The organism is Paenibacillus timonensis (assembly GCF_022427145.1).
In the GTDB taxonomy this organism is placed as follows: domain Bacteria; phylum Bacillota; class Bacilli; order Paenibacillales; family Paenibacillaceae; genus Fontibacillus; species Fontibacillus timonensis.
Map to the genome: position 1 here is coordinate 1 of NZ_JAKSXN010000095.1, position 11,575 is coordinate 11,575.

The following is an 11,575-nucleotide window of genomic DNA, read 5'->3' on the forward strand; positions in this document are numbered from 1 at the left end:
TTTTGAGGCGGATGACAACATAGGCTATCAGCCTCTTTTGACGATTATCCCTTTACATCAGGTAGTGAAGAAGAAGAAATCTCAGATGAGTCAAGAGAACTGAATGCTTTAGAAAAAGAAAAAGAAGGAGAATTACAGCACTATCGATTATGCCGCAGTTGCAAGGGGCGGGTTCTGGTGGCGTGCGATCAGTTGGTGGTAAGGGATCGCCGGAATGGCCATACACCGATGTAGCAATTCCTCTCGCATCGTCTCTTCGGAACCAGACATGCGTAGGTGGCGGCGTACGGTGTACTCATTCAAATACGCCTGCAAATGCTTAAGGCCCAAGGCGACATACGTACTCTTTAGAGATTTCCACGCCGCTCTCACTTCTCTCCGCAAGGGCAAATACAGCCGAAAAGTCAGAGGGAATGGCTGCAGGGTCGAGCTATGGACATCTACATGCCTTTTTATAAAAGTGTCGAGTTCGAGCCGGCTTGCCCGTATTCCGTCTCCTCTCTTTTGCGAAATCACATGAATCTTTACCCGCTCCGGCACGCCTGACTCCGTTATCGTGCATCCGGCTACGACTGCTGTGGTATAAGGGTGAGGTCGTAAAGGATCCGCCACGTACTGATCGCTGTTCACCCTCACGTCCCCGCTCAAAAGCTCCCTGGCGTCGAATTCCCCAAGGGTATGGCGTATTTTGTGCAGCATCAACCATGCGGTCTTATAGGTGACCTGGATCACCTGACTCAGCCGCAATGCCGAGATGCCGTCGGGAAGCAAGAACAACTCCAGGGCTTGAAACCATTTCAACAGGGGCAGATGGGTTCTTTCAAAAATGGTGCCCACCAAAGGCGATGCTTGATAGGCGCATCTTCCGCATTCGAATAAAGGAAGGCGACGGGAGGACAGGCGTGTACACTTGGTATAGGCGCAGCGCGGACAGACGAAGCCGTTCGGCCACTTCTTCGCGATTAATATTTCAATGCAGCCCGCTTCACTATGAAAACGGCTGCTAAGAGGAGGGAGATCCATGTTCGCACATAATTCCACATTCATCACTCCAGGATAAAAAATAAGAATATATGTTCGCTTTTTTCTCATTATATCAAACATATGTTCCCTAGGCAAGTAGAAAATACCAGCCAACCGTTATATCTTAAAATAAATTTGGCCCGATCAACTTCGCGGCAACCTCATGTCGATCCGCTCTATCTGAACGAAAGGGATAATCGTGTAAAGGGGCCAAAAGGGGCAAAGATCGCTGGGAGCAGGCCAAAAATCGCGGGGCTTTTTTTATATGGGCCTAACAATGCAGGATTATAGTAAGGGGATGGATAATATTAATTTGAAATAAATCCCTAGGAGGATGATCCTTTTGAGCGATATTATCAATTTTGCGCATCGCGGGGCGGCGGGGCATTACCCGGAGAACACGATGCTGGCATTTACCAAAGCCCTGGAGCTGGGGGCGACCGGCATCGAAACGGACGTGCAGATGACGCGCGACGGGCAACTGATCCTGATTCACGACGAGACGCTGCAGCGGACGGCGGGGACGCCGGAGTGGGTGAAGGATTTGACATTGGCCGAAATCAAACAGCGGGAGGCGGGCTCCTGGTTCCACGAGGACTTCGCGGGCGAACGGATTCCGACGCTGGAGGAGCTGCTGGATCTGGTGCGCGGCACGGACACGATCGTGAACATCGAACTGAAGACCGGTGTCGTGTTGTACCCCGGCATCGAACAGAAGGTGCTGGATACGGTACGCAGCTATGGGTTGAGCGAACGGATCATCATTTCCAGCTTTAATCATTACTCCTTGGCCGAATGCAAAAGATTGGCCCCGGACATCCGCACCGGCATCCTGTACATGGAAGGCTTGTACGAGCCATGGGATTACGCGAAGCGGATCGGCGCGGAGGCGCTCCATGCTTACCAATACGCGCTGACGCCGGAGCTGGTTGCCCTCGCCAAAGCCAACGGAGTGGTATACCATCCGTTTACCGTGAACGATCCGAAGGTGATGCAGGCGCTGATTCGCGCGGGCGTGGCCGGCATCATCACCGATTTCCCGGACCGCCTGGCGGAGCTGCTGGCGAAGCAAGGAGCGTGAACGGATGAAGAAAACATGGCTGCTGGGGCTTGGATTTTTCAGCATTAGCTTGACCTGGGCGCTGTACAATGCGTTTGTTCCGCTGTTTTTGGACGACTATTTGAAGAGCGCCGCCATGATCGGGTTTATGATGACGATCGATAATTACTTCGCCATTGTATTGCAGCCATGGATTGGACATCGCAGCGATAAGACGAATACCCGGTATGGACGGCGGATGCCTTACCTGCTAATCGGCATGCCGCTGGGCGCCGTGTTTGCGACGTTGATCCCGTGGCATACCGGGTTCGTCACGCTGGTATTGTTTATGGTGTTAATGAATTTGTCGATGAGCTTGTTCCGGGCGCCAACGGTCGCGCTGATGCCCGACATTACGCCGGAGCCGCAGCGGACCAAAGCCAACGGCGTCATCAACTTCATGGGCGGCATCGGCTCGGTGCTGGCCTTCGGCATCGGTTCCCAACTCTATGGGATCGGCTCGTTTGTGCCGTTTCTGTTCGCGGGGGTCGTCATGTTGATCTGCTTGCTCGTCCTGAAGGCCGTTATCCGTGAACCGGCCGCTTTAGGGCTGGGCGGGATGGAGGACGCTGCGACGAGCGGGAAACCGAATCCGCAGATTCGGATCAAGGATCAGCTGGACAAGACGACCGTGTTGATTTTGGCGGCGATTTTCTTCTGGTTCGTGGCATATCAAGGCGTTGAAGCGCTGTTCACGTTGTACGGCACGAAGCAGGTCGGCATGAGCGATGCCGAAGCCTCGTTTTCGCTGACGTTCTTCTCGCTCGCGTTTTTGCTCTTTGCATTGCCGAGCGGCTGGCTGGGAGCCCGTTACGGGAAAAAAGCGATCATCTCGACCGGGGTTGCCGGATTGTTCGTCATTTTCGGCGTGATGATTTTCGTCGATTCCGTCCTGTGGCTGCGGGTGCTGCTGATCGTTGGTGGCATTTTCTGGGCGTGCATCAACATCAACTCTTACCCATGGGTTGTCGCCACCGGGCGGGAGGAGAGCATCGGGACGCGCACGGGGATCTATTACTTCGTGTCGTCCTTGGCTGCGATTACGTCGCCGCCGCTGCTCGGCTGGCTCATCGACGTGTTCGGCTACCCGGCGCTGTTCATCAGCGCATCGGTCGGGATGCTGCTGGCACTAGGCTGCCTGCTGGCGGTTCCCCGGGAACCGAAGTGGGCCGGCCGGGATCCGCTGGATCAATCGTCCGTCGGCATGAAATAAACCGAAATGTGCTGTGCAAAAAAAAGCAGCGGGATCTCTAGGCGCATCGAAGCGTCCGGGAGAACCGCTGCTTTTTTAATCGACTAAGCCTTGTGTTTGCGTCCAGCGCGGAGCGCGGCCCAAAGAGCGGCGAGCGCAACGAGCAATGCGCATGCCGAAAGCACGATGGCCGTGGTTCCTGCCGGGGAGCCGCTTCCGCCGCCGGATGAGGCGGCACCGGAAGCTTCGGCGGTGGCAGGGCCTGCCTCCGCGTTGCCGGCCGCAGCGCCTTCAGTGTGGCCGCCATGACCATGCCCTGCGGCAGCATCGCCGGCCTGCCCGGCACTATCCGCTGTGCTAATGACCGTCAGCGAATGGGGCCGGTCGGCATCTTCCGCCCCGGTCCATTCCACCACGCTGCCGTCGCTGTAATACTGGAAGGCGTCCCAGGCCAGTTCCGCGTCTTCGCCGGGATTCTGCGCGACGAAATCGAACTGCTGGAATTCGCCGGGGCCGATGCCTTTGCCTTCGGCCGTCCAGGTGACTGCGGTGACCGTGCCATCGTCTGCCGTCGTCAGCTCCACGTTCCATTCCGGCACCGGACGATACTGTTTGAAGGTGACGCCTTCCGGGATTTTGAGCGCGATTTTCACCGTGTTAAGGTCTTTCTCTACAGGAACTTTGATGCTGTACGTTTCCCAGGCGCTTGGGGTGGATTGGCTGGGTTTGACGGTGACGTGCGCGTCGGCCGTTCCGGTGAAGAGGACGAATAACAGAATCCAAGCGGCGGCAGAACCGGCGGCTAGACGCCAAAATCGGTTTCCGAGAGAATGGGTTGTAGGGAACATGGATGAGTCTCCTTTTTTGATTGGTTTGTTTCCCCTTTAGGGGCTTCCTACCGTCAGTTCGGTATCGAAATCGTAGCGGTCCAGGGATTTCGTCAGGATATGGACATGAACGTTCCAACGTCCACCCATCGTGATGAGCTCGCGGACCTCCGGCGGGGAGCCGCCGGGGAAGAGGATTTCCGTGGTACCCATATCCATTTCCTTCGACGTCAGCTCCAGCGTCACTTGCTCCACGTCGCCGCGGGGCTGCCCGTCCGGCCCGTTTACAGTGACCTGAAAGGCGTTGGTTCCTACGGCATTCGGAGCGACGCGAATCGTCACCTTAGTCCCGTCTTCCAGGCGATGTGTTAAACTTGCGGGGCCGGGAGAAGCGGCGGCCGTCGGCAGATTCGCCAGGACTGCCGCTAAAACCAGCACCGCCAAGCCGGCTCCCCATTCGGTCCATACGCCGGCGTAGAGCGGTTTTTCTGCACGCCGACCGCGTAGGAAGGACCAGCCTCCGAGCAGCAGGCAGATCGCGGTGAGAGCGATCTTCGCCAATAGCACGCGGCCATAGGCCGTATGCGTCAGCGAGTACAGGGTCGGCACATGAAGCAGGCTGCTATATACGCCGGTCCCGAGCAGGAGGGCGACCATCCAGATGGCGAGAGTCGAGAAACGCCGGATCGTACGCCAATACAGGGAACTTTGCTCCGGTTCGGGCGTTCGGGTCTTGTCTTGAGCGGCAGGCGGAGCGGCCGCCGGAAGCAAGTACGCTAAAGCGCCGACGCCGCCAAGCCAGATCAGACCCGCGGCCAGATGCAGGAAGTCCGCCGTTACGGCGAATCCCCGCGGCTCGGCGGTGGCGGCATGTCCGATGAAAGCTTTGGAGAACAGCAAGGCCAGGGCGAACAGCAAGGCGCCGACCAGCGGGAGGTGACCCGGCCGGGATATCCGACTGGCGCGCAAAAGGAATAGCGTCCACAAAAGCCAACCTCCAAGCAATAGGAGCTGAACCGTCCAGATCTCCCCAAAGGTCGTATATACCAGCGTTTGCCGCCAAAGGCCGGGATCGAACGCTTCCCTCCATCCCCCTCCGGCATCGCTGGCCGTTTGCTGCGGCAAACTAAGCAGGATGCCGGCGGAAGAGGCGATAAAGCCGGCCGTCCAGACGGTTCGGCTGCGCCGCTTCAAGCGTTCGGACCAGTTGGCGTCCAGGCGGGAGAGAAGCCAGGCGTGAAAGACGACTGCTCCAAGATAGCCGGCCGCTCCAGCGTAGAACAACCAGCGGACCAGCAGCAGGCTCCAGCTTGGGAAGGAGTTGCCGCCATCCGTCGATGGATGAACCGGGAGGTCGCTGCTGGCATTCTCCCGCCCGATCTGGAACGGAATCGTTCCGGAAATGGCGTGTCCATCGCCGGAAACGACCTTCCATTTTGCCGTATACAGCCCTTTCGGTAAGTTCGGCTGCAAGGTGACGGTCAAACGGGAGGGCTTATCCGGGTCGATCCGGGCCTCCCTGTCTGCCACGTTATCCCCGTTAGGCCCGATGACGGCAAGGTCGTGGAAGCCCTGCTCGAGGGGTTCGTTAAAATCGATGACAAATTCGACGGGAGAAGTGTCCAATACCTCATTAGCCGCCGGGTTCGAAGAGACGACATAAGCATGGGCGAAGGCGGAAGCCGGAGCTAGCATTAGAAGGATGGTACACAACGCAACCGCTAATAGTGCCCGTTTATAGAGGAACAATTTCAATCGGATTCAGCTCTCTTTGGTATGGTCTATGAATTTCCTCACAACGAGCACCATTTTACAATGATTAGTCCGAGCTGGGTATGACTAGAATGGGCTATTTTCGTGAAGGGTTTTGATTTAATTGTGTCTGAATTGTGAAGCGTCGAAAACCAGGCTTTGCATAAAATGCAGAATGATTTGCACAAAAATGCATAATTTTTAAACGAAAACACTAACTTTGTATGTTAACTATTTAAAAAGTGCTAAGGGTAAATTACAATGGGGATTAGTCCATAACTTAAGACGAGTTTAACCATATTTGAAGGAGGATATAAAGTGGCAACAATTCAGGTAGGCATCGTAGGTTACGGAAATCTGGGACGGGGCGTGGAGCTGGCGTTGAAGCAAAATCCAGATTTCCAGTTGAAAGCGATTTTTTCGCGCAGACAACCGGACGAGGTGGCGTCGGCAAACGGCGTTGTCCACATCTCCGAGATCGAAAAATATAAAGGAGACATCGACGTGCTGATTTTGTGCGGCGGTTCGGCTACGGATTTGCCGGAGCAGGGTCCGCAGCTGGCTGCGATGTTCAATACGGTCGATAGCTTTGATACGCATGCGAAAATTCCGGAATACTTCGGAAAAGTCAACGAGGTGGCTTTGAAAGCGGGAACGGTCAGCGTCATCTCGACCGGATGGGATCCGGGCCTATTCTCCCTGAATCGACTTCTGGCCGAAGCCGTGCTGCCGGAAGGAAAAGACTACACGTTCTGGGGCAAAGGCGTCAGCCAAGGGCACTCCGACGCGATTCGCCGCGTAGCGGGCGTGAAGAACGGCGTGCAATACACGATTCCGGTAGAGGCAGCCGTAGAACGCGTGCGCCAAGGCGAAAATCCGGAGCTGTCCACGCGCGAGAAGCACCTGCGCGAGTGCTTCGTCGTCGCTGAGGAAGAGGCCGACCTGGCGAAGATCGAACAGGAGATCAAGTCGATGCCGAACTATTTCTCGGATTACGACACGACCGTGCATTTTATCAGCGAAGAAGAGCTGAAGGCAAACCACTCCGCGATGCCGCATGGCGGTATGGTGCTGCGCAGCGGTCGGACCGGCCAGGACAGCACGCAACTGATCGAGTTCAAATTGAAGCTGGACAGCAATCCGGAATTTACGGCCAGCGTGCTGGTCGCTTATGCCCGTGCAGCGTACAAGCTGTCGCAAGCCGGCCAGTCGGGGGCGAAGACCGTCTTCGATATTCCGTTTGGCCTGTTGTCGCCGAAATCGCCGGAACAGCTGCGTAAAGAGCTGCTGTAATTTGTTGCAAGGTTATAGCATGTTCATTTAAATAGGGTGAAGAGGTTGTCCAGAGGCAGGCGAAGTTGCCGCGTTGGGATAACCTCTTTTTTTGACCTCCTCTCTCAAATGTCAAGGAAATGTCGCATTTACCCCTGACGCTAAAGGGGAGTGGGGGCTTGTGAAGCAAATGACGACAACGAATATTGTGAACCAAATCACAAAATAAGGATTTTATATGACAATTCTGCGAACTCTGACGGAGTGGAGCCGCATTGTGAACAATTATCAAAATCGCCAAATTTGACGGATAATGACCCAAAATCGCCGTTAATCAACTTTTCATGTTGTGTAAAGGATAAAAGTCACACTTATCACTTCTAATAATTTACATATATTACAATCTCTATGAATTGTTATTCAACCGCCCCTTTCCTAACATAAAAGTAGCTGATCGAACGAAGCCTTCTCCCAAGCACGGGGGATGGCGTTCATAACGTAGAAAGGGGTATCGGTATCCTATGAAAAGGAAAGGGTTGCTTGTCGCTTTAATTTCAGCCCTTCTTGTCCTCCTGACCGGCTGTAACCAATTAACGGTGTTGAATCCGAAAGGTCCGGTGGCCAAGACCCAATCGCAAGTCATCATTTTCTCGATTTTAACGATGGCTTTCATTTTGCTGGTCGTTTACACGCTGTACATTTACATGTTAACGAAATATCGCGCCTCCAAAGCGGCTCCGGATTATGAACCGCCGCATATGGAAGGCAATAAATGGCTGGAGATCACCTGGATTACGATTCCGATCATTATCGTGGCCGTGCTGTCGGTCGTGACCGTGCGTAGTACGTCGGCCGTGGAAAAGGTGCCTGAAGGATACGAAGACCAGAAGCCGCTCGTGATTTACGCTTCCTCCTCCAACTGGAAATGGCATTTCAGCTATCCGGAGGAAGGCATCGAGACCGTGAACTACGTGAATTTCCCGACGAACCGTCCGGTCGAATTCCGGCTGTATTCGTTTGGTCCGATTACGAGCTTCTGGATCCCGCAGCTGGCCGGCCAGAAATACGCGATGAGCGATATGGTCAACACGCTGAACATCGTTGCCGAACACGAAGGCTCGTACATGGGCAAAAACTCCAACTTCTCGGGCGAAGGTTTTGCGCATATGGAATTCGAAGCGCTGGCCATGTCGCCGTCCGAATATGACAAATGGGTCGAAGAAGTGAAGGACACCGCTTCCGAACTGACCGAGCCGGAGTTCGACAAATTGCTGGAGACCGCTCATGTCGGCCGCCTGACGTATACCTCGACCCACTTGGCTTTCCGGCCTGCACCGGAAGGGGAGAATGCCGGCCATAACCATGGCGGCGAGAACGGAGCGGAGGAAATGAACCATTCGGAAACGGATCACTCCACGATGGATCATTCCGATATGGACATGACGGAATCTAACGAACACGAAGCTCATAACTAATCAACGGGAAGGGAGTACCTTAACATGAAATGGGACGAATTTTTCGTCACGGGGGAGCCGATGATCTACGGCGCGATGGTTAGCATCGTGGTCGTGTCGCTGGCGATCGTCATCGGACTAACCTATTTTAAAAAATGGGGCTGGCTGTGGCGCGAATGGTTAACGACCGTTGACCACAAGCGGATCGGCATCATGTATATTATCGCGGCGCTGCTGATGCTCTTCCGCGGCGGCGTGGATGCGCTGCTCATGCGGGCCCAGCTGGCAATACCGGAAAACGGGCTGTTGGACGCGCAACACTATAACGAGATTTTTACGACGCACGGGGTCATTATGATCCTGTTTATGGCGATGCCGTTTATCGTCGGTTTGATGAACGTGGTTATCCCGCTGCAAATCGGCGCGCGCGACGTCGCGTTTCCGCGGCTGAACGCCGTCAGCTTCTGGCTATTCTTCGCCGGCGCCATGCTGTTTAACATCTCCTTCGTCATCGGGGGTTCTCCGGATGCCGGATGGACGGCGTATTTCCCGCTGGCAAGCATCGAGTTCAGCCCGACGGTGGGCAACAACTATTACTCGATCGCGATCCAGATCGCGGGGATCGGGACGCTGATGACCGCAGTGAACTTCCTGGTGACGATTCTGAAAATGCGCGCGCCAGGGATGAAGCTGATGAAAATGCCGATGTTTACCTGGTCGGTGCTGATCACCAACGTGATCATCCTGTTCGCCTTCCCGGTACTGACCGTGGCGCTGGCGCTGATGATGTTCGACCGGCTGTTCGGCACGCAGTTCTTTACGATGGCCAACGGCGGGATGGATATGCTCTGGGCCAACCTGTTCTGGGTATGGGGACATCCTGAGGTTTACATCGTGATTTTGCCGGCCTTCGGGATTTACAGCGAAGTCATTTCGACCTTCTCTCGCAAAAATCTGTACGGTTATAAATCCATGGTATGGAGCATGATCGTCATTTCCCTGCTGTCGTTCGTCGTATGGGCGCATCACTTCTACACGATGGGACACGGCGTGATGGTGAACGGGATCTTCTCGATTACGACGATGGCGATCGCCGTTCCGACCGGGGTCAAAATCTTCAACTGGCTGTTTACGCTGCAAAAAGGGCGCATCGAGTTTACGACGCCGATGCTGTACTCCCTCGCCTTTATTCCGATCTTCACGATCGGCGGGGTGACCGGGGTCATGCTGGCGATGGCGAGCGCCGACTATCAATACCATAATACGATGTTCCTGGTGGCGCACTTCCACTACGTGCTGATTCCGGGGACGGTATTCGCGGTCATTGCCGGGTTCTACTACTGGTTCCCGAAACTGTTTGGTTTCCGGCTCAACGAGCGCCAGGGCAAACTGGCCTTCTGGATTATCGCCATCAGCTTCAACGTTACATTCTTGCCGTTGTTCTTCCTTGGTTTGAAGGGGATGACCCGGCGGATGTACACCTATTCGGAAAGCACGGGCTTTGGTCCGCTGAACCTGATCGCTTCGATCGGGGCGGTGGGACTCGCCATCGGGTTTATCGTCCTTGTTTACAACATTTACTGGAGCTTCCGCTACGCGAAACGCGATACGACCGGCGATCCTTGGAACGCACGTACGCTGGAGTGGAGCACGCATTCTCCGGTTCCGGAATACAACTTTGCGGTCGTCCCGAAAGTCGATTCGCTGGATCCGTTCTGGGAAGCGAAGAAAAGCGGCAAATCGCTGTTCTCGGACAAAATCGAAGAGATTCATATGCCGAACAACAGCGGCCAACCGTTTATTCTGGGCATGATTTTCATGTTCTTCGGATTCTTTATGGTCTTTAGCTGGTGGGTACCGGCGATTATCGCCGGCTTGGGGATTGTCGTCATGCTGGCGGTACGTTCGTTCGAACGCGATCACGGCCGACACATTCCAGTTAGTGAAATCATCAAAACCGAGCGGGCTTTGGCCAATCGGATGGACACGGATGCAGAATTGCGGGGTGAACACGCATGAAGGTAGATCATACATTGCCTTTGGAATATCAAACGGAAGAGAACAGTAACCGGGTCCTTGGGTTCTGGCTGTTCCTGGGCGCGGAAATCGTGCTCTTCGCCACGCTGTTCTCGGTATATCTGACGCTGTGGAACCGGACCGGAAACGGGCCGGGCGGCGCGGAGATTTTCGAAATCGGACCGGTTCTGGGTGAGACGTTCCTGCTGCTGACCAGCAGCTTTACCTGCGGGCTGGCGGTGCACAGCATGCGTTTGGGACTGAGAAAACCGTTTATGGCTTTCTTCGCCATCACCTTGCTGCTCGGCCTCGGGTTCCTCGGCATTGAGATTACCGAGTTCGTGACGTATGTACATGAAGGTGCAACGATCCAAACAAGCGCATTCTTGTCGAGTTTGTTCGTTCTGCTGGGCACACACGGTGCCCACGTGACCATGGGTCTGCTGTGGGGCAGCGGGCTGATGATTCAGGTAAAACGCGAAGGATTTACCCATGATACGGCGAACAAATCGTTTATTTTCTCGCTGTATTGGCACTTCCTCGACGTCGTCTGGATCTTCATCTTCAGCTTTGTATACTTGAAAGGACTGATGTGACATGAAAAAACTGTTCCCGATTCAGCACGTCATGGGATATGTGTTCTCCCTGATCCTTTCTGTCGTAGCGCTGTCGGTAGTTTTCTGGGATATGTCATTCGGCGTTGGCATGACGATCCTGCTGGTCTGCGCGGCCGTACAGATGTCGGTGCAGCTGTTCCTGTTCATGCACATCGGTGAGAACCGCAGCAAAGGCGCGCTGTATGCCAACCTCGTATACGCCTTGTTTGTCGGGCTGGTGACCGTCTTTGGTACCTTGCTGACGATGATTTGGGGTTATCAATAAGAGCGTTGTCGGTGATCTGAAAAGAAACCCGTTGCCACGTAGGAACTGACCCCACGTA

10 protein-coding genes are annotated in these 11,575 nt (G+C 54.7%); 7 read left to right on the forward strand and 3 right to left on the reverse strand.

From position 1 onward, the window contains the following. Positions 1-147: 147 nt before the first annotated feature. Entirely contained in the window at positions 148-1,041 is an 894-nt protein-coding gene (locus tag MJ257_RS23440) for a transposase (protein WP_443689913.1), read from the reverse strand. A 325-nt stretch (positions 1,042-1,366) separates the two neighbouring features. Between MJ257_RS23440 and MJ257_RS23445 the strand changes: the two genes are divergently transcribed. Together MJ257_RS23445 and MJ257_RS23450 are read left to right on the forward strand one after the other, a co-directional pair. Beyond that, positions 1,367-2,104: a glycerophosphodiester phosphodiesterase gene (locus MJ257_RS23445; protein WP_240271546.1), complete on the forward strand. Its 738-nt coding sequence runs from the start codon at positions 1,367-1,369 to the stop codon at positions 2,102-2,104. Positions 2,105-2,108: 4 nt separating this feature from the next. Then, a complete protein-coding gene (locus MJ257_RS23450; RefSeq protein WP_240271548.1) occupies positions 2,109-3,335 on the forward strand; it encodes an SLC45 family MFS transporter in 1,227 nt (408 codons plus the stop codon). Positions 3,336-3,418: 83 nt separating this feature from the next. Here MJ257_RS23450 and MJ257_RS23455 read toward each other — a convergent pair whose 3' ends face one another. Beyond that, entirely contained in the window at positions 3,419-4,162 is a 744-nt protein-coding gene (locus MJ257_RS23455) for a YcnI family copper-binding membrane protein (RefSeq protein WP_240271549.1), read from the reverse strand. Positions 4,163-4,198: 36 nt separating this feature from the next. Beyond that, positions 4,199-5,854 carry a copper resistance CopC/CopD family protein gene (locus MJ257_RS23460; protein WP_240271550.1) on the reverse strand — a complete coding sequence of 552 codons (1,656 nt, stop codon included), beginning with the start codon at positions 5,852-5,854 and terminating at the stop codon, positions 4,199-4,201. A 357-nt stretch (positions 5,855-6,211) separates the two neighbouring features. Between MJ257_RS23460 and MJ257_RS23465 the strand changes: the two genes are divergently transcribed. The 5 genes from MJ257_RS23465 (at position 6,212) to qoxD (ending at position 11,517) form a co-directional block, all read left to right on the forward strand. Next, positions 6,212-7,186, forward strand: a complete 975-nt coding sequence (locus MJ257_RS23465) for a diaminopimelate dehydrogenase (protein ID WP_240271551.1) — start codon at positions 6,212-6,214, stop codon at positions 7,184-7,186. A gap of 500 nt (positions 7,187-7,686) precedes the next feature. Further along, entirely contained in the window at positions 7,687-8,640 is a 954-nt protein-coding gene (gene qoxA, locus MJ257_RS23470; protein WP_240271552.1) for a cytochrome aa3 quinol oxidase subunit II, read from the forward strand. Between the two features lie 24 nt (positions 8,641-8,664). After that, complete coding sequence (qoxB, locus tag MJ257_RS23475; RefSeq protein ID WP_240271554.1) at positions 8,665-10,638, forward strand: cytochrome aa3 quinol oxidase subunit I; 1,974 nt, start codon at positions 8,665-8,667, stop codon at positions 10,636-10,638. Then, positions 10,635-11,231, forward strand: a complete 597-nt coding sequence (qoxC, locus tag MJ257_RS23480; protein ID WP_240271556.1) for a cytochrome aa3 quinol oxidase subunit III — start codon at positions 10,635-10,637, stop codon at positions 11,229-11,231. The genes qoxB and qoxC overlap by 4 nt, the downstream gene beginning before the upstream one ends. Before the next feature lies 1 nt (position 11,232). Then, positions 11,233-11,517, forward strand: a complete 285-nt coding sequence (gene qoxD / locus MJ257_RS23485; protein WP_240271558.1) for a cytochrome aa3 quinol oxidase subunit IV — start codon at positions 11,233-11,235, stop codon at positions 11,515-11,517. The last annotated feature ends 58 nt before the right edge of the window (positions 11,518-11,575 follow it).

Excerpts from the sequence above, each read along its gene's own strand:
- MJ257_RS23450 (WP_240271548.1), top strand. The coding sequence starts at position 2,109 with ATGAAGAAAACATGGCTGCTGGGGCTTGGATTTTTCAGCATTAGCTTG.
- MJ257_RS23455 (WP_240271549.1), bottom strand. The coding sequence starts at position 4,162 with ATGTTCCCTACAACCCATTCTCTCGGAAACCGATTTTGGCGTCTAGCC.
- qoxA (WP_240271552.1), top strand. The coding sequence starts at position 7,687 with ATGAAAAGGAAAGGGTTGCTTGTCGCTTTAATTTCAGCCCTTCTTGTC.
- qoxB (WP_240271554.1), top strand. The coding sequence starts at position 8,665 with ATGAAATGGGACGAATTTTTCGTCACGGGGGAGCCGATGATCTACGGC.
- qoxC (WP_240271556.1), top strand. The coding sequence starts at position 10,635 with ATGAAGGTAGATCATACATTGCCTTTGGAATATCAAACGGAAGAGAAC.
- qoxD (WP_240271558.1), top strand. The coding sequence starts at position 11,233 with ATGAAAAAACTGTTCCCGATTCAGCACGTCATGGGATATGTGTTCTCC.